Source organism: Streptomyces sp. NPDC048504, from assembly GCF_043200035.1.
GTDB lineage: Bacteria > Actinomycetota > Actinomycetes > Streptomycetales > Streptomycetaceae > Streptomyces.
This window is the reverse complement of record NZ_JBICXA010000001.1, coordinates 277,075-301,169: the sequence shown is the minus strand read 5'-3', so window position 1 is coordinate 301,169 and position 24,095 is coordinate 277,075. Positions and strand designations below refer to the sequence as shown.

The following is a 24,095-nucleotide window of genomic DNA, read 5'->3' as shown; positions in this document are numbered from 1 at the left end:
TGCGCCGTCGTGGAACAGGGTTCGGACTCGTGCGCCACGGCGACTCCGGGCGCTCCCCGCTCGACCGGCTGCCCCGCGCCGGGGACCCCGACGCGCTCCGGCGGCAGCACCTGCTGCGGGTGCGCGGGCGGAGCGTCGCCTGGATACCGCCGCTGCTGGTGCTCGTCACCATCCTGCTGGTCGACTGGTACACCAGCGGCGAGTTCCGGACCGTTTCGTGGATCGTGCTCGTGCCCGGTATCGCCGCGGCGATCTGCGGGGTGCGGGGCACGGCCGTGTTCGCGGTGCTCGGCCTCGGCACCTACGTCCTCGCCGACCACGCCTGGCCGCGCCAGTACCAGACCGGGCTGCCCGACTTCATCCTCGTCGGCGTCGGCGGCGCCCTCGCCGTCCTGGCCTGCGCGGTCCGGGTCCGCGGCGAACGCCGGATGCTGCGCATGCGGGACGTCGCCGAGACCACCCGCCGTACGCTGCTGCGCCCGCTGCCGCCGGGCTGGGGCGGCCTCGACCACGCGGCCGTCTACCTCGCCGCGGACGCCTTCGCCCGCGTCGGCGGCGACTTCTACGACATCCAGCCCGGCCTGTACGGCACCCGCGCGCTCGTCGGTGACGTCCAGGGCAAGGGGCTCGGCGCGGTGGAGGCGGCGGCCGCGCTGCTCGGCACGTTCCGCGAGGCGGGGTACCACGAGCGGGAGCTGGCGACCGTCGCCGCGCGGCTGGAGACCCGGATCCACCGGCACGGGCTGCATCTCGCCGCCCTCGACCGCGAGGACGACGACCGCATCGACCGGTTCGCGACAGCCGTCCTGCTGAGCTTCCCCGTCGCCGAACCGGACACCGTCGAGGTCGTCAACTTCGGTCACGAACCCCCGCTGGTGGTCGGCCCGCACGGGGTACGGTCCCTGCCGCCCGGGCACGGACTCCCGCTCGGGCTGGGCGAGTTGGCCCACATGGACGGGCCGCCGCCGACGCTCCGGATCACCCTCGCCCCCGGGGAGACCCTGCTCGTGGTCACCGACGGGGTGACGGAGGCGCGGGACGGGGCGGGCGTCTTCTACCCGCTCAAGTCCCTTGTCACGGAAGGCGTGTCGGCCGATCCGCACCTCGCCGACCCGGAACGTCTCGTCGCCTACGTCCGTGACGGCACCCTGCGCCACAGCGGCGGACATCTCGCCGACGACACCACGATCTTCGCGGTACGGCGGTCCTGACATCACCCTTTGCGGCAGCAGAGGGTGAGCAGAGGTTACGGTGCTGCGGTACGAAGTGAACGATGTGATCGCCGTGTTGGACGGTTCGGGGGAGGACGTATGCCTGGAACGGTGCTGCTGCTCGCGGCCTCGCCGGTGGGCAAGGGATGCCTGGTGGACGCGGCGTCGGTGCTGCCGGTCCTCGCGGCCGTCGACCCCGCGGTCCTGTCCGGCACGGACACCGCCAACGTTGTCGAACTCGCCGACCCGCTGGAGCCGCAGGCTGTCCTGACCCGGTTGCGGGCCGCCGCCACGGCACCGGGTCCGTTGACCGTGTTCGTCACCGGCCAGCTCCAACTCGACCGGAAACAGCACCTTCCGCATCTGGCCCTGGCTCGTACGACCCCGGCGACCGTCCGCTACACGGCGTTTCCGTGGGCCTGGGTCCGGGAGGAGTTGCGCCTGCGCGCACCCGGGACGACGACGTTGCTGCTCGACCTGCACACGGATGCGGAGACCTGGCAGTGGCTGCGGGCTCATCCACTCGACTCGGGCCGCACGAACGCCGTTTACGGTCGCATCGCACCGCCTCCCGCTCGGCGTGTGGTGGCTGCGCCGGCGTACATGAAGGCGGTCGCGACGATTCTGCGCAGCGGGTGGCGTCCGCCGGTTGAGCAGTTGCATCAGCAGGCGGTTGGCCGGCTGGGGGCGGAGGGGTATGCGGACGTGGTGCTTGCCTCGCCGGGGAGCGTCGGGGCGGGCGTCCCTGGGGGCTCCGCCCCCAGACCCCCGTCGGCCCTGAAGGGGCCTCGTCCTCAAACTCCCCCAGAGGGGGGACCCCCAGACGGGCTGAGTAATGCCGGCCCGAGTCCAAAGAGTGCCGCTCGGAGCGAGGACAGCGCGCCGCCAAGCCGCGACAGCGACCCGCACATCGCCGTCGCCTCCGCCGCGCAAGCCGGTCGGCACCTCGACGCCGACGCCCTCGCCGCCGAGCACGAGCAGGCCGCCGTCCGCGCGCACGGCCGGGGTTCCGAAGAAGCGCTGCACTGGACCGAAGTGCGGGCCGATCTGGCGATGTTGGCGGGGGATCCGGTGCGGAGTTGTCGGGCCTGGCTTGCGGTGGCCTCGGCGCGGCTGGCGGCGGGACAGTCACCCGACGCGGCCGCCGTCGAGGCGGCCGTGGACCGTGCCCATCACCAGTGGGGGCAGATCCACGAACCGGCCCGCGCTCGTGAACTCGGGCCCGGACTGGCCGAGTTGAGGAGCCGGGTGCCAGGGCGCCGCGCGGGCGCCCTGGATCACGTACAGCAGCACCTGGTCCAACTCCAGCTGCTGGGCTAGTCAGTTCACCGTCAGGATCTCCAACGCGCCTGACACCAGGGTCCGTACACCCGGCGTCACCGTCACCAGGTCCGGGGCGAACCGCGGGCTGTGGTTGCTGGGGACGGCGTGGAACTTCTCCATCAGGTCCGTGCCGGGGGCCGCGTCCCACACGTCCGCCGGAGTGCTCGTCACGAACCAGTAGGAGTACGGGACGCCCTCGGGGACCAGGTGGGGGAAGTCCTCGCTGCCGGTCGCCGGGCCGGGGTCGAAGACCGTGCCCGCGCCGAGGACCTCGGTGTGCACGGCGGCGATCCGGCGGTCGGTGTCCGCGTCGTTGACCATCGTGGGGAGGCTGGTGCCGATGGTCACCTCGGGCTCGCGCGGGCAGCCCGCGGCGAGGCATTCGCCGGACGCGATACGGCGGATCGCGGCGATCATCCGCTCCCGCACGTCGTCGGACTGGGTCCGCAGATTGAGGGAGATCCGGGCCTCGGCCGGGATGATGTTGTGCCGGGTGCCCGCCTCGATACGGCCCACGGTCAGGACGGCGGAGTCACGGGCCGCGATCTCCCGGGACACGATCGTCTGCAGGCGGGTCACCAGGTACGCGGCCGTGACGACCGGGTCGACCGTCGCCTCGGGGCGGGAGCCGTGGCCGCCGAGTCCGTGGACGACGATGTCGATGTCCGTCGAGGCCGACATGATCAGGCCGGGCACGTGCGGGTAGAACCCGGCGGGACCCGGTGCCGCGTGCTGGGCGAGCAGGACGTCCGGGCGCGGGACGCGGTCGTACAGGCCGTCGGCCACCATCGCCGCCGCGCCCGAACCCGTCTCCTCCGCCGGCTGGCCCACCAGCACCAGCGTCCCCGACCAGGCGTCCCGCCCGGCGGCCAGCGCCTGGGCCGCGCCCGCCAGCCAGGTCACGTGCAGGTCGTGCCCGCAGGCGTGCATCGCGCCGGGGACCGAGGAGACGTACGACAGCCCGGTCTCCTCCTGCACCGGCAGCGCGTCCATGTCGGCGCGCAGCAGCACCGTCGGGCCGTCGCCGTTGCGGAGCACCCCGGCGACGCCGGTACCGCCGATGCCCTCGACGGTGTCGTAACCCGCCTTGGTGAGGCGTTCGGCGAGCTTCGCGGCCGTGCGGTGTTCGCTGCCGGACAGCTCGGGGTGCCGGTGCAGGTCCCGGTAGAAGTCCTCCAGGTCGGGGACCGGGAGGTCGGCGGTGAGGTCGAGTGCGGCGCGCGCGGCGGGGGAAGTGGTCACGGGGGCAGCGTATGCGGGCCGGTTGTGCGTACGGGAGCCCCGGCGGGACAGGGGGGATGCCCCGCCGGGGCGGCTGGTGGAGGTCCCGGCGTGAGATCGGCCGGTCCCCGCGATCCCGGTGTGGGGGATGCCACGACCCATGTTTCCGGCCGCCGTATTGATTGGCACGCCCCTCCCACCAGGGCAATCAATCCCGTTGTAAGGACATGGGCGGACCGGCGTCACCCACACGTCACCCAGGGGCAACCCGGCCGTTTCCTGGTCCGTATGGTCATCGCTTCGGATGTCACTTTCGTCAGGTGTACGGAGGTACGCGCATGGGTCGTCCCGAGCGACCGGTCGACCCGCGGGCGGGTGCCGTGCAGGGGCTCGCGCACGCGTTGCGGGAGCTGCGCCGGGCGGCGGGCGGACCGTCGTACCGGACGATGGCGAAGGCGGCGGGTTTCTCGGCGACCACGCTGTCCCAGGCCGCGGCCGGCGAACGGCTGCCGACGCTCGCCGTGGTCGAGGGGTACGTGCGGGCCTGCGACGGCGACCCGGCGGAGTGGGGCCCGCGCTGGAAAGAGGCCGAGGCGGAGGCGAACCGCGCCGCCGAGTCGACGGATCCGGACGACGACGGCCCGGCGCCGCCGTACCGGGGCGGTCCTCACCGGCGTCACCGGCAGCCACCTCGCCGTCCGCCCGGACGACGGGCTGCTGGTCGGCGAGGGCAGGGTGGCCCGGCTGCCCTCGGGCCGGTCCAGTGGGCACGACCTCGTGCGGGGCGACCAGATCGGCGCGCTCGCCTTCGGCGCCGACGGCTCCACGCTGGCGGTCGGTGACCAGACGGGCCGGGTCGACCTGTGGGACGGAGGACTGCGCCACCGCGAGGGCATCCTGCGCAACGTCTTCCCCGCCCCGATCGGCACCACTCCCTTCGGCACCGACCCGGAAGGCGTCTCGGCCGTCGTCTTCAGCCCCGACGGCCGCGCCTTCGCGGTCGGCGGCAGCGGCGGCAGCCTGCACCTCTGGGACGTGGCCACCCAACAGCCGCTCAGCAGCGCCCCGTTGACGACTCCGGGCGAGGCGATCACCTCGCTGGCCTTCAGCCCCGACGGCACCACGGTCTACGCCGGCAGCGCCCACGTCCCGCTCCAGCGCTACGCCGTGGACCCGGGCCGGGCCCTGGCACGGATCTGCGCGCGCACCGGGAACGCGGAACTGACCCGGGCGCAGTGGCGGACGTACGTGCCGGACGCCCCGTACCGCCGTATCTGCTGATCATCCGGTGGCTTCTCACCCGTACGGCCCAGCTCACGCGGCCGCGTCCGCACGGCGCTGCTCCACTGATGAAGAACGAAGAAAACAAGGGGGCCAGTAGTACCCACCAGGACCCACCGAAGGAAGTGCCGCCCATGGCTGTTCCCGAAGCCACCCTCGCCATCAACTTCACCCAGGGGCTGAACGACGCCTGGTCGAAGGTCGCGCAGTTCGTGCCGAAGCTCGTCGGCTTCCTGGTCATCCTGGCCATCGGCTGGTTCGTGTCGAAGATGATCGCCCGTGTCCTGGACCGGGTACTGCGCAAGGTCGGCTCGGAGAAACTCTCCGAACGGGCCGGTACGGAACGGTACTTGCGGGACTCCAAGTACGACATGACCGGCATCGTCTGCAAGATCGTGTACTACGCGCTGATGCTGATCACCCTCCAGCTCGCGCTCGGCGTCTTCGGCTCCAACCCGGTCAGCACGATGATCAACGGCATCGTCGCCTGGCTCCCGCGCGGCATCGTCGCGGTCGTCCTGGTCGTCGTCGCGATGGCCATCGCCAACGCGGTCCGGGGCATCGTGGGCAGCGCCCTCTCGTCCATGTCGTACGGCAAGATGCTCGCGACCATCGTCTGGGCCTGCATCATGGCGCTCGGCGTGATCGCGGCCCTCGGCCAGGCGGGCATCGCCACCTCGGTCACCCAGCCGGTGCTCTACGCGGCCCTCGCGACCGCGGCCGGCATCCTGATCGTCGGTGTCGGCGGCGGCATGATCACCCCGATGCGCCAGCGCATGGAGCGCATGCTGATGGCGGCCGAGCGCGAGACCACCAACGCCAGGGGCAGCCTCACGGCCTACCAGTCGGGCCGCCAGGACGCGATGACGAACCAGCCGGTGCGGGAGCGGACGGACATGGGCACGGAGATGGGCAGGGGCATGGGCACGGACCCGCGGCGGGACGACATGCCGGGGTCGTCCGGCATGTAGCGCGACGCGAGTGCAGGTGAAGGCCGTGATCCGGAGTTGATTCGCCCCTCGGGCGGGACTGTCCGATCAACTCCGCGGCGATGACGATCGGAGGCGTTGCCACCCGTGGCGGGCGGCAACGCCGACCGACGTATCGACGAGGAGAACGACCATGAAGGTCTTCCCGCGCGGCCGCCACCGACTGGCTCTACTGGCGCCCGCTCTCGCCCTGGTGCTCATTCCCGTCTCCACGGGGACCGCCAGTGCGAATTCCAGCCCGGGCTGGGGCGACGACAAGCCGGACGTGCTCGCCAGTTGCAACCACGACAGCGGAAGCCGGAAGCCCGACTCCTGCCAGTACCACGAGGTCAACGCCTGGACCGCGCTCGGCAAGCGGCACCAGGCCAGCAACGTGGTCGCGAACTGCGCGGGCACCGACAACGGCACGTACGCCGTGAACTACAGCTACTCGACGAACACCTCGTACTCCTACGAGCAGGGCCAGAGCATCGAGGTCAGCGCAGGCCTCTCGGACACCTTCGAGGCGGGCATGAAGGCCAGCTCGATGACCTCCGAGACCTGGACCCTGGGCAACACCCGCACCGCGGCCGGCACCATCACCAACACGATCCGCCCCGGCTACAAGGGCGCGTACTGGTTCGCGCCGTACGTCCGGCACTCGGTGGGCTGGCTGGAGGTGCACTACGGCAAGCGGGTCGACGGCCACTACTACTGGTACTACCCGGGCCAGGGCTCCTCGGGCATCCACATCGACACGCCCGTCGCCTGGTCGGACGGCTCCCTGAAGGGCGAGCTGCACTGGGCCACGTGGAAGTGCTGAACCCGTTTCACCGGTGAACCGGACGGGGCTCGGCCGCCGGGGCCGGGCTCGCGTTCGGGGCGACGGTCGGGGCCGACTGAGGACACCGGGCCTGGCTACCATGGGTTCCACCGGCAGGCCAGAGGGAGCGTTCGCATAGTGGACCCGGGCTCCTCGTGACTGCTCCAAAGGGGACAAGGCATGACTGAGCAGGCCATCTATCGGCACTTGCGTGAGCTGCGCGAGCATCTCACGCCACTGCCCGGCTTCATGTTTCCGGAGATCAGCGACGCGAAGCTCGTCATGATGATGAGCCCGCGCCCCCGCCACCAGCTCACGGCGGTGGTCGTCCGCGACCAACTGTCCGCTCAGTTGCCGGACGGCATGATCGTCGCCGAAGCCACGGACACGGATGACGCATCCCTGGGCAAACTCCGCGTCCCTGATCTCCTGGTCGTGCCGAGGAGCGCCATGGAGACCGACGATCCGCTCGACCCCCGGGAGATCCTTCTCTCCATCGAGATCGTCTCCCCGTCGAACCCTGACAACGACTACGTGGACAAGGCCGCCGATTACCCGGCCATGGGCATCCCCCACTACCTGATCGTCGACCCGCGCAACGGCACATGGACGTACCAGTGGGAGATCGGTAAGCGCGAGGGGCGCCCCGCGTACGAGAACCGCCTGCACCTGCCCTACGGCAACACCGTCACCGTTGCTGCCGAACTGGGGACGTGGACGGTTGCGACGGGTGATCTGCCCCGCTACAGCGCGAAGGACATGATGCGCTGACCCCGTCTGCAGCCTTGGCCGGGCTCGCCGCGGCCGCTCCGATCAAGGCGGCGACGGCGATGACAGCGGCGCAGAATCCTCTGACGTAACGCGCGGACATACCTACCTCGCAACGACAGCGACAACTACGGCGACGACAGCGATGAGTTAAGCACGCTTAATGCGTGCCTAACTTAGAGGGTCGGAGTACGCAACGGGAAGGGCTTCAGGGCGAGTTGAGTCACCGGAAAGCCTTTTTCAGTCACCGTGGCGCTGCTCGGGAAGCAGCCCGTGCCGATGCACCAGCCAGCTGATGGCGGTCAGCCTGCACACCGCGTAGTCGTGGCCGACCGGCTCCCGCCAGTCCAGTTCCGCGAGCGCGTCCAGGAAGCCCAGCGCGTAGTCCGCGAGGTCGGCGTGGTCCGGGGGCGGGGGCGTCAGATCCGGGCCGCCCGCGGCTAGGCGTTCACGCAGTTCAGCCACGTGCTGGTCCACCGCGGCCACGAAGGCGGGCTCGAACGCGAACTCCGCGAAGCGCGGCGCGTACGAGTCGCTGATCTTGACCAAAGGGGACATTTCTCCACCGTACGTTACGAGCGTTATGGAGAGTTCGTGATTCTCATCACCCGGGCGGCATCAAGTAGTTACTCTCGGCGACAGGCCGGTAACTACTCGGAGGTGACTGTCGCATGGTCCACGTTCGCCAACTCGACCCGAGCGCATCCCCGTTGGACTACTTCGGCTACGAATGCCGTCGGTTGAGGGAGGCGGCGAGTCTCACGCTGGAGGGCCTCGGCAAGATCCTCTACTGCACCGGCTCGCTCATCGGGCAGATCGAGACGGCGCAGAAGGTCCCGACCCGGAACTTCGCCGAACGCCTCGACGCCGCGTTCATGACGGACGGGTCCTTCACCCGCATGATCGGCATGGTTCTGCGGAGCCAACTCCCCAAATGGTTCCAGCCGTACGCGGAGATGGAGGCGAAGGCCTCCTTCATCTCCACGTATCAGTGCCAGGTGGTGTACGGCCTCCTCCAGACGCCCGAGTACGCGGCGGCGGTGTTGGCCGTCGACTACCCGGACAAGATCGAGGAGATGGTCGCGGCACGGATGGAGCGGCAGCGCATCCTGGAGAAGAAGCAGCCGCCTGCGGTCTGGGTCGTGCTGGACGAGGCCGTGCTGCTCCGGGAGATCGGCGGCCGTGAGGTCATGCGCAAACAACTCGCCCGTCTGGTGAGCTTTCGCGAGAACCCCTGGGTGAACATCCAGGTGCTGCCGTTCTCCGCAGGCGCGCACGCCGCGACGATGGGTTCCTTCAATCTCCTGCGCTTGGACGACGACCCCGACATCTACTACTCAGACGGCTACGACCAGGGGCACATGACCGCCAACCCGGAAGTCATCAGGGAACGTTCGGTCGGATACGCTCGCTTGCAGGCCACTGCCCTCTCGGTGGAGGACTCGGCCGACCTGATCGCGCGCGTGATGGAGGAACGTTATGGAGACCGGGCGGAAGACGTGGCGTAAGTCCAGTTACAGCGGCAGCAACGGCGGTGACTGTGTCGAGTGCGCCCCCATCGGCGCTACGGCGTGGCGCAAGTCGTCCTTCAGCGGCAGCAACGGCGGCGAGTGCGTCGAGGTCGCCGCCGGTGCCCCCTGTGTCGCGATCCGTGACTCCAAGAACCCCGGCGGAGCTGTTGTCACCATCAACCGCGCCCACTTCGAGGACTTCATCAACTCACTCTGCATGTAACTGAGTTACTCGCCAGTCTGTAACTCGGCTTACTGGCATGATTAATGCATGGTGAGACGGGACGACCCGGAAGTCATCGGGCGCAGGGTCCAGCAGTTGCGGCACGAACGCGGGCTCACCCAGCGGCAGTTGGCCGAGCCCGCCTACACGCCCGCGTACATCTCCACGCTTGAGGCCGGCCGGGTCCGCCCCTCCGACGACGCGCTGCGGCACCTCGCCGACCGACTCGGCGTCGCCTACGAGGAGTTGGCCACCGGCCGCCCCGCCCACCTCGCCACCGAACTCCGCCTGCGCCTCACCGAGGCCCAACGCACCCTGGCCACAGGGGAGTCGGAGGAGGCCACCGAGCAGTACGCCGATCTCCTCGCGGAGGCGGAGACCCTCGGGCTCGCGGACGAGGAGGCGGTGGCGCTGCTGGGGCTGGGCGAATGCGGCCTCGACACCGGCGACCTGACCGCCGCCCGCCTGTACTTCGAGCGCGCCGAGCGCCGACTGGCCGACGAGCCGCTCCCGTCCCGCGTCCCGGCCATCCGGGGCCGTGCGGTGGCGCACTACCTCACCGGTGAACTCCGTTACGCCGTCTACCTGTTGGAGTCCACCCTCGACGAGCTGAACCGGGGCGGCCTGCACGACCCGGATGCCCTGCTGCTGCTCTACGCGAGCGCGATAGGGCCGTACATGGACATGGGCGCGCACGCGAGGGCGGCCCAGGCGGCGGAGTTGGCGCTGGCGCTCGCGCCGCAGGTGGCGGACCCGGCGCTGCTCGCGCGCATGCACCGCTCGGTGGCGCGGACGCTGATAGCGGAGGGCAAGGTCGCCGAGGCGGACGCCTCCCTCGCCAAGGCCGCCGATCTGTACCGTCAGCTCCAGTTCCGTACCGAACTCGCCAACTGCCACTGGATGCGCGGCTACGTCTACGCCCAGGACGGCGAACTGGAGTGCGCCGAGGTCGAGTTGAGACAGGCACTGGCGATGCTGACGGCGAAGCGCGCGGCGCTGTACAGCAGTCAGGTCGCCGTCGAACTGGCCGACGTACTGCACAAACGCGGCAAGTCCGACGAGGCCGCCGCCCTCCTCCACGACGTCCTCAGCGACCTCAGCTCCGAACGCGGTGCCCTGCACTCCGCCGCCGCCCACCGCCTCCTCGGCATCATCGCCGAGGACGCCCGCGACACGGACGCGGCCGAGGAGCACTACGTCCGCGCCCTCAGCCTGCTGGAACGCGCGGGCGCCGCCGGCGACCTGGCCGACCTGTGCCGCATGCTCGGCGACCTGCTCCGCCGCACCGGCCGGGTGGAGGCGGCCCTCGACGCGTACCGCACCGGCCTCGGCCACCGCACCGCCCCCGGGACGACGACCCTGGGCCCGGCCCCCGCACAGCCTCCTCTTTGACAAATCGGGGATACCGCACAGCGCCGACGGTTACCGTGCGACGGACGAGCCGTAGCGGTAGTGGTGCGAAACGGGATGAGACAGGCGCGTGCGCGTGCAGAACGAACGGACCGTGGTCGACGGCCTGCGCCTGGCCGTACGCGCCATGGTCTACGCGGTCCTGGGCGGCGCGGCGCTCGTAGCCATCGCCACGGTCGTCTCCGTCCTCGGCCCGATGGTGGCGATCGACCTCTACACCCCGGCCGTGGCCGCCTGGTGGACGGTGTTCACGGCGGTCGCCGTCCAGGGCGTCCCCTTCCTGCTGCTGGGCACGGTGGTGTCGGCGGCGATCGGAGCGTTCGTACCGGAGAAGGTGTTCACCCGCCTCCTCCCCCGCAACCAGGCCCTCGCCGTCCCCATCGCGGGCGCGGCAGGCGTCGTACTCCCCGGCTGTGAATGCGCGTCGGTACCGGTGGCGAGCAGCCTGATGCGGCGGGGGGTCGCTCCGGCGGCTGCACTGGCCTTCCTCCTCTCGGCCCCCGCGATCAACCCGGTGGTGCTGGTGGCGACGTCGATCGCGTTCCCGGGTCAGCCGAAGATGGTGCTGGGCCGCCTGATCGCCTCCCTCGCCACGGCTGTGGTGATGGGCTGGCTCTGGGCGAGATTCGGCAAGGAGGAGTGGCTACGCCTCCCGAAGCGCAAGCAGACGGCCGCCTCTTCACGAACGGGCGTGAAGGCCTTCGTAGCAGGCCTTCAGCACGACTTCCTGCACGCGGGCGGGTTCCTGGTCCTGGGCGCGGCAGCGGCGGCCACCTTCAACATCGCCGTACCGCGCTCGATCCTGGACATCTTCACGGGTTCGTCCTGGCTGTCCCTCCTGCTGCTGGCCTTCCTGGCGGTGGTCCTGTGCGTGTGCAGCGAGGCGGACGCGTTCGTCGCGGCTTCGCTGAGCGGCTTCTCGCCGGCGGCGAAGCTGGCGTTCATGGTGGTGGGCCCGATGGTCGACCTGAAACTGATCGCCCTCCAGGCGGGCACGTTCGGCCGCGCCTTCGCCTTCCGCTTCTCTTCGACGACGTGGCTGGTGGCGGTGGCCAGCAGCACGCTGGTGGGTTGGTGGTTGTTGTGAGGCGCTACGGCTCGGCGGTCCTGCTGTTGCTGACGGGCGGGGCGGTACTGCGGATCTCCCTCTTCAGCGAGCTGTATCTGCGGTACGTGCAGGCGGCGTTGAGGCCGTACCTGGTCGTGTCGGGAGCGCTGCTGATCCTGCTGGGTCTGGCCGCGGCGGTGAGGGGAATGCGGCACAGGGAGCACGAGGAGCACGAGGAGGATGACCCGGAGGAGCAAGAGGAAGACGAGCACGGCCACTCGCACTCCCACTCCCACGCGCACGGCGGCCCGCGAATCGCCTGGCTGCTGACGCTCCCCGCCCTGGCGCTCCTGCTCTTCCCGCCTCCCGCACTGGGCTCATACAGCGCGTCACGCGAGGAGGCGCAACGGGCGGCGCAGGGCGTGGGCGCCTTCCCCGCCCTCCCCGCCGGAAAGGTGCTGGACATCTCGGTCGCCCAGTACAGCTCCCGCGCGATCTACGACACCGGCCGCTCCCTCAAGGGCCGCACCCTCCGCATGACCGGCTTCGTGACCCACGGCTCCAACGGAACCTGGTACCTCACCCGCCTCCTGGTCACCTGCTGCGCGGCCGACGCGACGATCAGCAAGGTCGAGATCCGGGGCGACGAGGCCGACGGGGCGCCTCAGACGGACAGTTGGGTCACGGCCACGGGCACGTGGATCCCGAAGGGCAAGCTCGGGACGGACGGGGCGTGGCCGCCGGTGCTCAAGGCGACGGTGGTCAAGCAGGTGAAGGAACCGGCTGACCCGTATGACAAGCGTTGACGCATTCTGGAGGTTCGGGTGATTCCTGCGCGTTAAGGTGCCTCTGATGCGCTGGGTGTGGAGCGCGTCACACATCGCTACGAAACAGGGGCCGCCGGAAGTGCTGTGCGGCCGTGCATCTGGGGGGCCTCGTGCACGAGATGGTCAAGGGTGGGAACGTCGGTCTGGCGTCGCTGAGCGAGGACGTCGGGTCGGTGATGATGAGCCTGAGCTGGGGCAGTCCGACGGGAGAGGGCGACGCGGACGTCTCCGTACTGCTGCTCACCGCGGACGGAAAAGTGCGCAGCGACGGGGACTTCTACTTCTACAACAACCCCGTCGCCGCAGACGGCAGCGTCCAGCTGCTCGGCAAGGCGCCGACGGCGGACGGCAGCGAGGACCGGATCACGTTCGATCTGACCGCAATTCCGGCCGGAGTCGATCAGATCGTTGTAGCGGCGAGCCGTTATGAGAGCGCCCGTTTCTCCGAACTGCAGGATCTGCGCCTGACGTTGGCCGACGGCTCCGGTGAGAGCCTGCTGCGCTTCTCGATCGACGATCCCGGCGAGGTCAGCGCGCTGCTCTTCGGCGAGTTCTACCGGCGGGGCGGGGACTGGAAGTTCCGGGCGATCGGACAAGGCTACGAGTCCGGACTCGCGGGCGTGGCAACGGACTTCGGCGTCGACATCGACGACGACGCGGGCACGGACGCAGACGTGGAGGGCGCTTCCGATTCCGACGCCGAGCCGGACTCCGAAGCCCCGGTCCGTGCGCCGGAAGCCGTCTCCGTGATTCCCGCGCAGCCGTCGAGTCCCGCGGTCGAGTCGGTACCCGAGGCGGGTGGCGGGGCCGAGGCAGCTCCGCGTCCCGCCCGTCCTCGTACGGCCAAGAAGAAGGTCACCCTGCCGAAGGTGGCCAAGAAGTCGCTCGCCGAGAACGACTCCTGGCGGGGGGCCCGGCTCTTCCCGGCGTCCGCGCTCAAGAGCGACCACGAGCGGGAGACCCGGGCGACCTCCGTGCTGCTGTCGGTGATGGCCCAAGTGCCGGAGTTCGGGCGGCGGTTGACGGCCGCGTTCGGGGCGCCGGTCGGGCGGATGGAGACGTTCACCGAGGTCACGCTGCCCAACGGTGAGTCCCCGAGGCGGCCCGACGGGGTGATCCGGGTCGAGCGGGCGGGCAAGTTGTGGACCGCGCTCGTCGAGACGAAGACGAACGGCAACCCGCTCAAGCCGGACCAGGTGCAGGCCTACGCCGACATAGCGGCCCGGCGCGGATACGAGGCCGTCATCACGCTCTCCAACGACGTGGAACTGGAGGGCAGCCCGCTGGTGGAGGTCAAGCTCGACGGGCGGCGCAAGCACAAGGTGGCGCTCTGGCATCTGTCCTGGGCCGAAGTCGCCCACCAGGCACAGCTGTTGATCCGGCACGAGGGCGTCGGCAACGCGGCGCACGCCTGGCTGCTCCAGGAACTGCTGCACTACCTCCAGCACGAGAACTCCGGCTGCCACGGCTTCCAGAACATGGGCCGCTCCTGGGTGCCCGTGCGCAACGCCATCGACACCGACACCCTGTGCCAGGGCGACGCGCGGGCGATGGAGGTCGTGGAGAGCTGGGAACGGCTCGTCCGGCAGGTGTGTCTACGGCTCGGCGGCGAACTCGGCGAGAAGGTGCTGCCTGTGCAGCGCGCCAAGCGCGGTACCGACCCGGCATCGCGACGGGCCGCGTTGGCCGACCGGCTCTGCGTCGACGGCCGGCTCGACGCCGAACTCCGTATCGAGGGCACGCCCGGCGTCCTCGCCCTCTGCGCCGACCTGCGCACCGGCAAGCTGCGCACGTCCATCGAGATCGCCGCACCCGACCAGGGCTACCCCCTCACCTGGGCCAAGCGCCTCATCCGCCGGCTCGCCGAGGCACCGGCCGACCTGCATGTCGAGACCCTCTTGGAGGGGCAGACGGGCGGGCCGCGCGGCACGCTGGAACGTCTGCGGCCCGAACCGGCCGACATCCTCCCCAAGAACGGGGCACAGATCACCGGCTTCCGGCTCTCCCTCTTCAGGGGCATGGGCAACACCCGGGGCACCGCCGAATCGGGATTCATCCGCAGCGTCGACGAGTCCGTGGACCGTTTCCACGCGAGTGTGGTGGTGCACCTGGACGGGCGTGCGGCGCGGGCCCGGCGAACCGTCGACGCCTAGATCTGCACCCGCCCCTGCTTCTGCACATCCGTGAGTCGTTGCGCGCCGGTCGGGAGCGCCTGCTGCATCGCGTCCGCCGGTACGTTCCCCAGGCCGCCGTTCGTGAAGGTGATGGTGTCGTCGCCGATGCGGACGGCGGCGGTGTCGAGGGTGAGGGTGGACTGGTCGCCCTCGGGGGTGGTGCCGGTGAGGGTGAGGTGGAGGCCCTCGCGGGCGTCGCCGACGTTCGGGAGGGTGGCCTCGGTGACGGTCACGGTCTGTGTGCCGGAGCGGGTTGTCGTCGCCGTGAAGTTCGCGCACTTCTGGGGGAGGGACGTGAGCCAGGTCATCGTGCGGTCCACGTCCGCCGGTTTGAACGCGGCCACCTGGTAACGGAGTTGGGCCTCGTCGCCGGTGTCGTCGAGGGTGGTCACCGCCTGGGTGGTCGCGGGGGTGCCGAGGAGTTCGTCGGCGTAGAGGGCGTCCAGGAGGCGTTGGCAGTCGGGTGCGGCCGTCTTCGCCTTGAGCAGGGTGTCCCGCCAGGTCGCCGTGCCCTGGGTCGGGGTCCAGGGGGCGCCCAGATCCGCGTCCGTGATCAGCGCGGCCTGGGCCTGGGCCGGGGTGAGGACGGGGGCGGCGGCCGGGGAGGCATGGGCGGCGGGGGACGTCCGCACGGCCGAGGGGGACGGCGCGGTCGTCACCTTGTGCAGGATCGCCTCGTTCGCGCAGCCGGCCGCGGTCAGCGGGGTGCCCGCGGCGAGTATCGCGACGAGGACGCGGGCCGGGGTACGGGTCATCGAGGTCCCTCCTGGGGCGGGGTGCCGTGCACGGGGTGCGTTCCCCAACGGCACCACCGCCCGCGCCCGCCCACCAGCGCGCCGGGCCGTCCGGGTGAGAGGGGGCGCGTGGGTTGTGCGTCGGGTGCGGGCCCGGTGGGGGCTGGTCGCGCCCACGCGGCGGTAGCCGCAAATCAAACACAGCCCCGCGCCCCGGTCCAGATGCTCTGCGGCGACCTGGCGACCGGCGGCCCGGCGGCCACGGACGACTCGCTGGAGCGGCCTGGAGGCCGGTTCAGGGTGAGCGTTTCGACCGTGCCGGGATGAGTTGGTTCGAGGGAGCGCTCTGGACGACTTGTCGGCCTCCGTGGCTTCGATGCCTCGGCTTTGGGCCGGGTGCGAGCGCTGATCCATGGCGGGCCAGGTAAGAGGCTCGCCCTATCGACGAAGAGGAAACCCGTCTTTGTATCAAGCGGACGAATGCGGCTTGACTGCACAGCTATAGGCATACGGCAACGCGGTGCAAGCCCGGTCCGATCGTGCGATGTGGACGATGGACACCACGATGAACACCCGATTGTGCCGGTGCGCAGATTGACCGTTCCATGTTTTGAACCCGTTTATCAGCAGCGGTGTTCCAGTTCCACGCCGGCCGCACCTTGCGGTCCCTTCTCGGAGGCATTCCGAAATGAACGCAACCATGCGCAGATTCGTCATAGGTACCGCCGCGGTTTCGATGGCACTTTCCGTGGCCGCCTGCGGGAAGGCCGGGAACGACAACTCCGGCAGTGACAGCACCGGCTCTTCCTCCGGAGGCAACTCCGTCGGCCTCCTGCTACCGGACAGCGTCACCACTCGCTACGACAAGTTCGACAAGCCGTACTTCGAGGCCAAGGTCGAATCTCTCTGCCCGGACTGCACCGTCGAGTACGCGAACGCCGCCGGCGACCCCGCCAAGCAGGCTCAGCAGGTCAGCACCATGGTGACCAAGGGCGTCAAGGTCATCGTGATCGACCCGCAGGACTCCGCCGCGATCAAGTCCTCCATTAAGTCCGCGGTCGACAAGGGCATCAAGGTCATCGCCTACGACCGACTGGCCCAGGGCCCGGTCTCGGCGTACGTCTCCTTCGACACCGTCAAGGTCGGCGAGCTCCAGGGCCAGGCCCTGCTCGCCGCGCTCGGCCCCAGGGCGACCACGAAGTCCAAGGTCGTCATGATCAACGGTGACGACGCCGACCCGAACGCCGCCAAGTTCAAGGAAGGCGCCCACAAGGCCCTCGACGGCAAGGTCGACATCGCCTACGAGCAGTCCGGCCTGTGGAAGGACACCGTCGCCGCGCAGAAGATGTCCGCCGCGATCACCCAGCTCGGCTCGAAGAACATCGCGGGCGTCTACGCCGCCAACGATGGTATGGCCGGCGGTATCGCCACCGTCCTCAAGGGCGCCGGCATCAGCCGCATCCCACTGACCGGTCAGGACGCCGAGCTCGCCGCCATCCAGCGCATCCTCACCGGAACCCAGTCGGCCACCATTTACAAGGCGTTCAAGCCCGAGGCCGAGGCTGCCGCCCAACTCGCGGTCAACCTGCTGCAGGGCAAGGACATCTCCTCCCTCGCCACCCATACCGAGACCAGCGGCTCCGGCGAGAAGGTGCCCTCCCGGCTGCTGACCCCGGTGTCGGTCACGGTGGACAACATCAACGGCACGGTCGTCAAGGACGGCCTGTACACGGTTGCCGACATCTGCACCGCCGAATACGCAGCCGCCTGCAAGAAGGCCGGCCTCGAATAAGCCCGGCCTCGCCGTCCGGGGGCCCCGGCTCTCACCCTCGGTCCGGGCCCGGGAACGCCGCGACGTTCCTGGCTCGCCACGGCCCGCCTCGCAGCGCCCGTCCGGCGCCCGCCCCTGGCGGTCGTGTGAACAACGCCGTCGGCGTCCCCAACGCGCTGGTCAGCTTCCTGGCCTGCCTGATCATCGTGGACTTCGTGTTGCGCCGCACCGCCTATGGCCGGAAGGTGTTCGCGGTCGGCGGCGGTACGGAGGCGGCCCGCCGCGCGGGTATCAGCGTGCCGATGATCCGTATCACCGTCTTCGCGATCGCCGGTGGCTTCGCCGCAGTCGGCGGCATTTTCTTCGCCGGCCGGACCGCCGGCGCCGCGCTGTCCGCCGGTGGCGGCAGCAGCCTGATGCCGGCCATCGCCGCGGTGGTCATCGGCGGCCGTGGCTCCGTCTGGTCCGCCCTGCTCGGCATGCTCGTCATCGGCTCCGTCTCCCGCCGCAGCCAGAAGGCCGTCGGCCGCGCCTGGCGCGCACCGACCCCATGACATGCCGCCGCCTGGCACAGAAACACGAAGGACAGCGCCACGGCACGGTGCGACACGGGCAGACGATGGCGACCTCCGGTGAGGCCACGGATCGCGGCCATCGGACTGGACAGTCGCTCTGGCCTCGAAGCAGGAGCAGAACGGCTCGCTGCCTCAACCGCGGTCCGAGGGGAGTCCTGGGTCCTGCGCGGACCGAGGGCAGGGTTCAGGAGTCGTGGTGTGTGGTGATCTCTCGAGCGATCCGGTTGAACGTCACCGCGTCGGTGCTGCGCAGGGCGAAGGCATAGACGTCCACCGTCGGCGGGGGATTGATGGTCACCAGCTCAAGCGACGCGGGCAGGGCGTAGCCGGAGGGCACCAGGGTCGCTCCCAGGCCGGCGTCCACATAGGAAAGGGCGGCATTCAGACTGGCTGCGGACGGATCGTCCGTACGCGTGTCACCGATCGATTTCCGCAGTCCGGTCAAGACCGGAGCGTTCGACGGGCAGGTGACCCAATCCTGTGCACCGAGGTTCCCGGCCGGTGCAGGAGCCGTGGGGGAAGAGCCGTGGGGAACGGCCATCCCGAGTTCCAGTGAGCCGATGCGGTGCTTTCGCTCCCGCCACGACGAGGCGTGAAGAGGGCCGACGCCGACGTCGATACCTCCCGATCCGACTGCCTCGATGAGCGATTCCGCGTCGGCGAAGTTCACGACACGAGTCGAAAGCTTCGAAGGGGACGCCCGCAGAGTTGCCACGGACTTCGCCAGCCACAGGGTGGGCGTCATCTCGTTCGCGCCGATGATGACGCCCTTGCGCGAGCTGCTCGCTGCACGGACCGCCACCTCCCGCGCACGTTCGACCGCATGCACCGCCTGCTGGGCCTCGACGAGGAAGGCCCGCCCCGCGGGAGTGGTGGAGGTGCCCGTCGCCGTACGCTCGAACAGCACGACACCCAGGGAGCGCTCCAGGGTCGAGATCTGCTGGGACAGGGACGGCTGGGCGACATGCAGTGCTTTCGCGGCGGCGCAGATGGCCCCCGCTTCGTCGACAGCGAGCGCGTACTCGATCTGCCGCAGAGTGACTGTCATAGGCCCAGTCTAAGTGGCATCTCATCTCATAGGTGTGCCCTATAGCCATTTCCTCTTAGGTAAGTGGGAAGTGGTCTTTGGTACCGCTCCGGCGAGCGTGTTTCGCTACTTGCATGACTCCCCAGATAAACGAGATAGACGCTGTCGGTGAGATCGACCGTCTCGCCGACACCCTGCATGGCTTCGACATCGTCGACCTGAGCCATACGCTCGAAATCGGCATCCCCACTTTTCCGACTCATCCGAAGTACATCATCGCCGACTACGTGTCGATGGACGACGTCGCGGAATTCAAGCAGCTCATCATGTGCGACCACTCCGGCACGCACATCGATTCGCCCTCGCACTTCGTGCCCGATCCCGAGGATCCTCGGCGGATCTCCACCGCTGACCTGAGCGTGTCCCAGCTGATCGGCCGCGCCGTGGTGATGGCCTTCGGCCCGTTCGGGGCCACCAGCCACCACATCAGCCTGCAGGACGTGCGGGCCTGGGAGGAGGCGAACGAGCCGGTCCGTGAGGGCGACATCGTCATCATCAACACCGGCTGGGCCCGGCACTGGAAGCGCATCCCCGAGGGCTTCGACTACCTGCGCGGCTGGCCGGGGCTGAGCGGTGAGGCGGCCGCCTACCTGCGCGGCAAGAACATCAAGGCCATCGGTATCGACTGCATCAGCATCGACCCCGGTGACGTGTCGGGCGCCGACCTGAAGGCGCACTACGAGTTCCTGCCCAACGGCGTCCTGGTCCTGGAGAACCTGACCAACCTCGACGGGCTGCCCCCGGTGGTCCTGTTCGCCGCCCTGCCGCTGAAGATCGCAGGCGGCACCGGTTCCCCGGTCCGCGCAGTCGCTCTCGTCGCCAAGGGAGACTCCCGTGCCTGATCACATCACGCTGCGCGACGTCGCGCTCCCCCCGCTGTCCGCGCTCGAACCCGAGCCGGTCCTGTCGGGCGAGGTGTACGCCGGCCGCATCATCCGCACGCGCGTGCGGATGCGCGAGCTGGGCCTTACCCACCTCATCGCCTACGCCGACCGGGAACACCCCGGCAACAGCCTCTACCTGACGGGTTTCGATCCCCGGTTCGAGGAAGCCCTGGTGGTCCTCGACCTGGACAACGCACCCTGGATCCTCGCCGGCAACGAGTCGAGCGCGATGATCCCCGGCCTGCCCGTCACCGCGACCGCCGTGCTGTGCCAGTCGCTCAGTCTGCCTGGGCAGGACCGCAGCATCCAGCAGCGCATTTCCGCAGCCCTGCGCCAGGCCGGCGTCGGCCCGCAATCCCGCGTGGGACTCGTCGGATGGCGGCAGATCACGGCCGGCGACTCCCCCCTCTCTCCGTACGCCTACGCCGTCCCGGCCTTCGTGATCGGCGAGGTCCTCGATGTCACCCAGAACCTCACCGACGCCACGTCGATTCTCATGGGTATCGACGGCCTGCGCTCCCGCAACGAGGCCGACCAGATCGCGCTCAACGAGCACCGCGCCACCCGCGCCGCCGGCCACGCCTGGCGCGCACTCCAGGCCCTCAAGCCCGGACGCTCGGAATTGGCGACCGCCGAGCACATGGCCCTCAACGGTCTGCCTCTGACCGCGCACGTGATGCTGACCACCGGGTCCGGCAAGGTCGTGGGCCTGTGCAGCCCCAGCGACCGCGTGATCGGGCACGGAGACCTGCTGTCGACCGCGGTCGGGCTCCAAGGCGGACTGACCTCGCGTGCCGGATACGTGCTGCGCGCCGACGAACTCGACCAGCGGCAGATCGGCTTCGCGGCCGGCTACTTCGGCGCCATCGTCACCTGGTACCGGGGCCTCACCCTGGGGGCATCGACCGCCGAGATCGCCGAGCAGACCACGCAGGAGCTGGCGAAGTCGTCGATCCGCCCGCTGCTGAACCCCGGGCACCTGCAGCACATCGACGAGTGGCTCGACAGCCCCTTCGCCGCCGGATCCCACGGCACCGTCCACTCCGGCATGTCCCTGCAAGCCGACATCATCCCCGTGGGATCCACACCGGACCTGGCCGCCAACTGCGAGGACGCCGTCGCGATCGCTGACGCCGACCTGCGCGCGGAACTCGCCGAGCGCTATCCGCAGATGTGGGCACGCGTCACCGGCCGCCGCACCTTCATGACGCAAACCCTCGGCCTGCAGATCGCCGAGGAAGTCCTCCCCCTCTCGGACCGGCAGGCAGTCCTGCCGCCCGCGCTGCTCTCGCTCTCCTCAGTCCTGGTCACCACCGCGTAGCGGCGACCGCGGTCGGCGTAGCCAGAGAAACCCTGCCCCTCCCTGCGGCCGGAAAAGGTAGCCCGCACGTCACTGAAGGGCAGAAGCCGGCCTGTCGCCGTGTGCCGACGACCCCATCCGTGCCGAGAGTCGATGCCCCCGCGTGTGGCCCCGAAGGCCGGGTGCGACCCAGCGATGCCCTGAAGACCTTCATCGCCGCGTTCAGGATGTCGGATGCCTCGGGGTCGCACGATGCCTCCGGTGACCTGCCCTTCCTCGATGTACGCGCCCTGGCAGTCGACCCAGGGGAGCGGTACCTGTGTGCGGGCCTGCACGGCGGCAGCGTTCACAGGCACGGCTCTGCCGCGCGGGCGCGACCGGCCCCCGCGGCGGCGCAGCCGAAAATCGGTGGCTGGAGTCTTCGCAGGGCTGCTAGCGTCCGCCGCATGAAGCGCGCCAAGCCGTTCCCGTCCTCCTGGACGACGACGCCGGACCCTGTCCCGGCGCGCTGACTGCTGAACCGAGTCGAAGCCCCGGGGCGAGTGCCCCGGGGCTTCGTCGTCGCCGGATTCCTCGCCCCGCCCGTCGCAGAGCGAGGAACCCATGAGCGAGAAGAACCCGAGCGAGAAGAACCCGCACGACCACCGCCGTCTCGGCCGCGGGCTCGGCCTCTTCGACACCGACCCCCTGATGGGCGCGGGCCTGCCGTACTGGCTTCCCGACGGCGCGACCGTACGGCATGAACTGGAGGAGTACGTAAGGGAGTTGGAGCGCGCCGCCGGCTACCGGCACGTGTACTCGCCCGTGCTCGGCAAGCGGGAGCTGTACGAGATCTCCGGGCACTGGTCGCACTACAGCGACGACATGTTCCCGCCGATGAGGCTCGGCGCGGAGGAGGTCGTACTGCGGCCCAGCCTCTGTCCCCACCACGCCCTCATCTACCGGTCCCGCTCGCACAGTTACCGCGAACTCCCCCTCCGTATCGCCGAGTTGGGCGGCATGTACCGCTCCGAACTCTCCGGCGTCCTCGGCGGACTGACCCGCGTCCGTGCCATCCAGCTCAACGACGCCCACATCTTCTGCACCCTGGACCAGGCCGTCGAGGAGGCCCGCGCCGCCCTGGACCTCATCGCCCACGCCTACGCCGATCTCGGCATCCGCGCCTCCCGCCATCGGCTCTCGCTGCCGGGGGACGGCGGCAAGTACGTTGCGGATCCGGCCCTTTGGCGGCGGGCCACCGCGATGCTGAAGGAGGTCCTCGACACCTCCGGCATCGCATACGAGTCCGCCGAGGGCGAGGCCGCCTTCTACGGCCCGAAGATCGACGTCCAGATCGCCGACCCGGCCGGCCGCGAGGCCACCCTCTCCACCGTCCAGATCGACTTCCACCAGCCCGAACGCTTCGACCTGCACTACATCGGCGCCGACGGCGCGAAACACCGGCCGGTGATGGTGCACCGCAGCGTCATCGGGAGTGTGGAACGGGCGGTGGCGCACCTCGTGGAGGAGCACGGCGGCGCCTTTCCGGCATGGCTGGCGCCCGTACAGCTGGTCGTGCTGCCGGTGTCGGAGGCGCAGGCGGACGCGGCCCACGAGCTGCTCCGCCGAGCCCGGCTGGGCGGCCTGCGCGCCGAGTTGGCCACCCCCGAGCAGGGCAGCCTCGGTGCCCGTGTCCGAGCGGCGCGGCTCGTCCCGTACCAGGCCGTGATCGGCGAACGGGAGGCCGCCGACGACCTGGTCGCCGTACGACTGCGGGACGGGCGGCGGATCGGGCCGCTGGCGCCCGCCGAACTGCTGCACCACATCGGCGCCCGGGTCGAGGCACGCGGCACCGCGCTGTGGGCGGATGCGTAAGGTCACCCTTGAACTGCCTTGAACTGCCTTGGACCGCCTTGACCTGGCTTGAACTGGCTTGGCTGCTTGAACTGGCTTAGCCGCCTTGAACTGCCTCGATTCACCGAACCGTCCCGAGAGGAACCTGACGTGACCGGTCAGCCCATCCCCGTGATCATCGACTGCGACACGGGGGTCGACGACGCCCTGGCGCTGCTGTTCGCCGTCCGCCACCCGGGTCTGGACCTGCGCGCGGTCACCTGTGTCGCCGGGAACACCGATGTCGATCAGGTCGTACGGAACACGCTGATCGTCCTGGACCACGCCGGTGCCGGTGACATCCCGGTCGCGCGGGGTGCGGCCCGGCCGCTGATCGAGCCGGCGCGTTCGGCGGCGCACGTCCACGGGCAGGACGGCATGGGCGACATGGGGCTGCCCGATTCCACGCGCAGGCCCGTCGACGTGGACGCGGTGACCCTGCTGCGCCGCGAGATCCTGGCCTCCCCCCGCCCAGTCACCCTCATCCCGACCGCGCCGCTGACGAACATCGCGCTGCTGCTGCGTACGTTCCCGGAGGTCACTCGCAACATCGAGCGGATCGTGTTCATGGGCGGCGCGGTGGCGGTCGGGAACGCCACGCCGGTCGCGGAGTTCAACGTGTGGCACGACCCGGAGGCGGCCGCGATCCTGCTCACCGCCGGCGTGCCGATCACGATGTACGGGCTGGACGTCTTCGAGCGGGTGCAGGTTCCGGCCGCCGACGTCCAGCGGCTGCGGGAGAGTCCGGAGCCCCGGCTGAAGCTCGCCGGCGACCTGCTCGCCCACCGCGACCCGGCCTTCTCCGACGACCTCACCCCCACCGGCGGCCTCGGCGACGCGGGCGCGGTCTGCGCGGTCGCCGACCCGGGCGGCCTCACCACCCGCCTCCTGCCGGTCGAGGTCTCCCTCGCCCCGGGGCCGGGCCGAGGACAGACCATCGTCGACCGGCGTCCGCGCCCCGGCGAGTCCGAGATCCACGACGGCGCCCGCGAACAGGCCCTGGTGGACGTGGGGTTGGACGTGGACGTGGAGCGGTACGTGAAGCTGTGGCTGGGGACGGTCGAGGGGTAGAGGGCACGGTCTG

At 70.0% G+C, this 24,095-nt stretch carries 23 protein-coding genes; 19 read left to right on the top strand and 4 right to left on the bottom strand.

What is annotated here, in order from left to right:
- Window positions 1–29: 29 nt before the first annotated feature.
- On the top strand, window positions 30–1,211 hold the full coding sequence (locus ACGFY9_RS01375) for a PP2C family protein-serine/threonine phosphatase (RefSeq protein WP_393750767.1): 1,182 nt from the start codon (window positions 30–32) through the stop codon (window positions 1,209–1,211).
- Between the two features lie 99 nt (window positions 1,212–1,310).
- Complete coding sequence (locus ACGFY9_RS01370) at window positions 1,311–2,531, top strand: hypothetical protein (protein WP_393750765.1); 1,221 nt, start codon at window positions 1,311–1,313, stop codon at window positions 2,529–2,531.
- Here the strand turns inward: ACGFY9_RS01370 and ACGFY9_RS01365 are convergent, their stop codons facing one another.
- Complete coding sequence (locus ACGFY9_RS01365) at window positions 2,532–3,776, bottom strand: amidohydrolase (protein ID WP_393750763.1); 1,245 nt, start codon at window positions 3,774–3,776, stop codon at window positions 2,532–2,534.
- A gap of 206 nt (window positions 3,777–3,982) precedes the next feature.
- Here ACGFY9_RS01365 and ACGFY9_RS01360 point away from each other — a divergent pair, with 206 nt between their 5' ends.
- From ACGFY9_RS01360 to ACGFY9_RS01340, 5 genes are all read left to right on the top strand, one after another.
- The gene (locus ACGFY9_RS01360; RefSeq protein ID WP_393750762.1) at window positions 3,983–4,597 is read left to right on the top strand and encodes a helix-turn-helix domain-containing protein; all 615 of its coding nucleotides are present in this window, start codon (window positions 3,983–3,985) and stop codon (window positions 4,595–4,597) included.
- Window positions 4,491–5,036 carry a WD40 repeat domain-containing protein gene (locus tag ACGFY9_RS01355; RefSeq protein WP_393750760.1) on the top strand — a complete coding sequence of 182 codons (546 nt, stop codon included), beginning with the start codon at window positions 4,491–4,493 and terminating at the stop codon, window positions 5,034–5,036. Before ACGFY9_RS01360 ends, ACGFY9_RS01355 begins: the two co-directional genes overlap by 107 nt.
- 134 nt (window positions 5,037–5,170) lie before the next feature.
- Window positions 5,171–6,007 (top strand): hypothetical protein, encoded by an 837-nt coding sequence (locus tag ACGFY9_RS01350; RefSeq protein ID WP_393750758.1) that lies wholly within the window; start codon window positions 5,171–5,173, stop codon window positions 6,005–6,007.
- 151 nt (window positions 6,008–6,158) lie between these two features.
- Window positions 6,159–6,827 carry a hypothetical protein gene (locus ACGFY9_RS01345; RefSeq protein ID WP_393750756.1) on the top strand — a complete coding sequence of 223 codons (669 nt, stop codon included), beginning with the start codon at window positions 6,159–6,161 and terminating at the stop codon, window positions 6,825–6,827.
- A 180-nt stretch (window positions 6,828–7,007) separates the two neighbouring features.
- The gene (locus tag ACGFY9_RS01340) at window positions 7,008–7,598 is read left to right on the top strand and encodes a Uma2 family endonuclease (protein WP_393750754.1); all 591 of its coding nucleotides are present in this window, start codon (window positions 7,008–7,010) and stop codon (window positions 7,596–7,598) included.
- Window positions 7,599–7,835: 237 nt separating this feature from the next.
- Here ACGFY9_RS01340 and ACGFY9_RS01335 read toward each other — a convergent pair whose 3' ends face one another.
- Complete coding sequence (locus ACGFY9_RS01335) at window positions 7,836–8,153, bottom strand: DUF6401 family natural product biosynthesis protein (protein ID WP_393750752.1); 318 nt, start codon at window positions 8,151–8,153, stop codon at window positions 7,836–7,838.
- A gap of 113 nt (window positions 8,154–8,266) precedes the next feature.
- Here ACGFY9_RS01335 and ACGFY9_RS01330 point away from each other — a divergent pair, with 113 nt between their 5' ends.
- The 6 genes from ACGFY9_RS01330 (at window position 8,267) to ACGFY9_RS01305 (ending at window position 14,767) form a co-directional block, all read left to right on the top strand.
- Entirely contained in the window at window positions 8,267–9,103 is an 837-nt protein-coding gene (locus ACGFY9_RS01330; RefSeq protein WP_393750751.1) for a helix-turn-helix domain-containing protein, read from the top strand.
- On the top strand, window positions 9,075–9,329 hold the full coding sequence (locus tag ACGFY9_RS01325) for a DUF397 domain-containing protein (protein ID WP_393750749.1): 255 nt from the start codon (window positions 9,075–9,077) through the stop codon (window positions 9,327–9,329). Before ACGFY9_RS01330 ends, ACGFY9_RS01325 begins: the two co-directional genes overlap by 29 nt.
- A 48-nt stretch (window positions 9,330–9,377) precedes the next feature.
- A complete protein-coding gene (locus ACGFY9_RS01320) occupies window positions 9,378–10,721 on the top strand; it encodes a tetratricopeptide repeat protein (RefSeq protein ID WP_393750747.1) in 1,344 nt (447 codons plus the stop codon).
- Window positions 10,722–10,866: 145 nt separating this feature from the next.
- Window positions 10,867–11,826, top strand: a complete 960-nt coding sequence (locus tag ACGFY9_RS01315; protein WP_393751749.1) for a permease — start codon at window positions 10,867–10,869, stop codon at window positions 11,824–11,826.
- Window positions 11,823–12,593: a TIGR03943 family putative permease subunit gene (locus ACGFY9_RS01310; RefSeq protein WP_393751747.1), complete on the top strand. Its 771-nt coding sequence runs from the start codon at window positions 11,823–11,825 to the stop codon at window positions 12,591–12,593. The genes ACGFY9_RS01315 and ACGFY9_RS01310 overlap by 4 nt, the downstream gene beginning before the upstream one ends.
- Window positions 12,594–12,733: 140 nt before the next feature.
- Window positions 12,734–14,767 (top strand): TerD family protein, encoded by a 2,034-nt coding sequence (locus ACGFY9_RS01305; RefSeq protein WP_393751745.1) that lies wholly within the window; start codon window positions 12,734–12,736, stop codon window positions 14,765–14,767.
- Here the strand turns inward: ACGFY9_RS01305 and ACGFY9_RS01300 are convergent.
- Window positions 14,764–15,543, bottom strand: a complete 780-nt coding sequence (locus tag ACGFY9_RS01300; protein ID WP_393750745.1) for a hypothetical protein — start codon at window positions 15,541–15,543, stop codon at window positions 14,764–14,766. The two genes, ACGFY9_RS01305 and ACGFY9_RS01300, sit on opposite strands and share 4 nt — an antisense overlap.
- Before the next feature lie 679 nt (window positions 15,544–16,222).
- On the opposite strand from ACGFY9_RS01300, the gene ACGFY9_RS01295 reads away from it, so the two are divergent.
- Both ACGFY9_RS01295 and ACGFY9_RS01290 read left to right on the top strand, forming a co-directional pair.
- Window positions 16,223–17,314, top strand: coding sequence for a substrate-binding domain-containing protein (locus tag ACGFY9_RS01295; RefSeq protein ID WP_393750743.1), 1,092 nt, complete (start codon window positions 16,223–16,225; stop codon window positions 17,312–17,314).
- Window positions 17,266–17,847, top strand: a complete 582-nt coding sequence (locus ACGFY9_RS01290) for a hypothetical protein (protein ID WP_393751743.1) — start codon at window positions 17,266–17,268, stop codon at window positions 17,845–17,847. The genes ACGFY9_RS01295 and ACGFY9_RS01290 overlap by 49 nt, the downstream gene beginning before the upstream one ends.
- A gap of 205 nt (window positions 17,848–18,052) precedes the next feature.
- Here ACGFY9_RS01290 and ACGFY9_RS01285 read toward each other — a convergent pair whose 3' ends face one another.
- Window positions 18,053–18,916 (bottom strand): LysR family transcriptional regulator, encoded by an 864-nt coding sequence (locus ACGFY9_RS01285; RefSeq protein ID WP_393750741.1) that lies wholly within the window; start codon window positions 18,914–18,916, stop codon window positions 18,053–18,055.
- Window positions 18,917–19,029: 113 nt separating this feature from the next.
- Between ACGFY9_RS01285 and ACGFY9_RS01280 the strand changes: the two genes are divergently transcribed.
- From ACGFY9_RS01280 to ACGFY9_RS01265, 4 genes are all read left to right on the top strand, one after another.
- The gene (locus ACGFY9_RS01280; RefSeq protein WP_393750740.1) at window positions 19,030–19,797 is read left to right on the top strand and encodes a cyclase family protein; all 768 of its coding nucleotides are present in this window, start codon (window positions 19,030–19,032) and stop codon (window positions 19,795–19,797) included.
- Window positions 19,790–21,160 carry a hypothetical protein gene (locus ACGFY9_RS01275; protein ID WP_393750738.1) on the top strand — a complete coding sequence of 457 codons (1,371 nt, stop codon included), beginning with the start codon at window positions 19,790–19,792 and terminating at the stop codon, window positions 21,158–21,160. The genes ACGFY9_RS01280 and ACGFY9_RS01275 overlap by 8 nt, the downstream gene beginning before the upstream one ends.
- A gap of 582 nt (window positions 21,161–21,742) precedes the next feature.
- Window positions 21,743–22,993 (top strand): threonine--tRNA ligase, encoded by a 1,251-nt coding sequence (gene thrS / locus ACGFY9_RS01270; RefSeq protein ID WP_393750736.1) that lies wholly within the window; start codon window positions 21,743–21,745, stop codon window positions 22,991–22,993.
- Window positions 22,994–23,122: 129 nt separating this feature from the next.
- Window positions 23,123–24,082, top strand: coding sequence for a nucleoside hydrolase (locus tag ACGFY9_RS01265; RefSeq protein WP_393750735.1), 960 nt, complete (start codon window positions 23,123–23,125; stop codon window positions 24,080–24,082).
- Window positions 24,083–24,095: the final 13 nt, after the last annotated feature.

Coding starts and splice junctions, on each gene's coding strand:
- ACGFY9_RS01325 (WP_393750749.1), top strand. CDS start 9,075: ATGGAGACCGGGCGGAAGACGTGGCGTAAGTCCAGTTACAGCGGCAGC.
- ACGFY9_RS01300 (WP_393750745.1), bottom strand. CDS start 15,543: ATGACCCGTACCCCGGCCCGCGTCCTCGTCGCGATACTCGCCGCGGGC.
- ACGFY9_RS01370 (WP_393750765.1), top strand. CDS start 1,311: ATGCCTGGAACGGTGCTGCTGCTCGCGGCCTCGCCGGTGGGCAAGGGA.
- ACGFY9_RS01345 (WP_393750756.1), top strand. CDS start 6,159: ATGAAGGTCTTCCCGCGCGGCCGCCACCGACTGGCTCTACTGGCGCCC.
- ACGFY9_RS01305 (WP_393751745.1), top strand. CDS start 12,734: ATGGTCAAGGGTGGGAACGTCGGTCTGGCGTCGCTGAGCGAGGACGTC.
- ACGFY9_RS01295 (WP_393750743.1), top strand. CDS start 16,223: ATGCGCAGATTCGTCATAGGTACCGCCGCGGTTTCGATGGCACTTTCC.
- ACGFY9_RS01315 (WP_393751749.1), top strand. CDS start 10,867: ATGGTCTACGCGGTCCTGGGCGGCGCGGCGCTCGTAGCCATCGCCACG.
- ACGFY9_RS01330 (WP_393750751.1), top strand. CDS start 8,267: ATGGTCCACGTTCGCCAACTCGACCCGAGCGCATCCCCGTTGGACTAC.
- ACGFY9_RS01340 (WP_393750754.1), top strand. CDS start 7,008: ATGACTGAGCAGGCCATCTATCGGCACTTGCGTGAGCTGCGCGAGCAT.
- ACGFY9_RS01285 (WP_393750741.1), bottom strand. CDS start 18,916: ATGACAGTCACTCTGCGGCAGATCGAGTACGCGCTCGCTGTCGACGAA.
- ACGFY9_RS01360 (WP_393750762.1), top strand. CDS start 3,983: ATGGGCGGACCGGCGTCACCCACACGTCACCCAGGGGCAACCCGGCCG.
- thrS (WP_393750736.1), top strand. CDS start 21,743: ATGAGCGAGAAGAACCCGAGCGAGAAGAACCCGCACGACCACCGCCGT.
- ACGFY9_RS01320 (WP_393750747.1), top strand. CDS start 9,378: ATGGTGAGACGGGACGACCCGGAAGTCATCGGGCGCAGGGTCCAGCAG.
- ACGFY9_RS01280 (WP_393750740.1), top strand. CDS start 19,030: ATGACTCCCCAGATAAACGAGATAGACGCTGTCGGTGAGATCGACCGT.
- ACGFY9_RS01350 (WP_393750758.1), top strand. CDS start 5,171: ATGGCTGTTCCCGAAGCCACCCTCGCCATCAACTTCACCCAGGGGCTG.
- ACGFY9_RS01335 (WP_393750752.1), bottom strand. CDS start 8,153: ATGTCCCCTTTGGTCAAGATCAGCGACTCGTACGCGCCGCGCTTCGCG.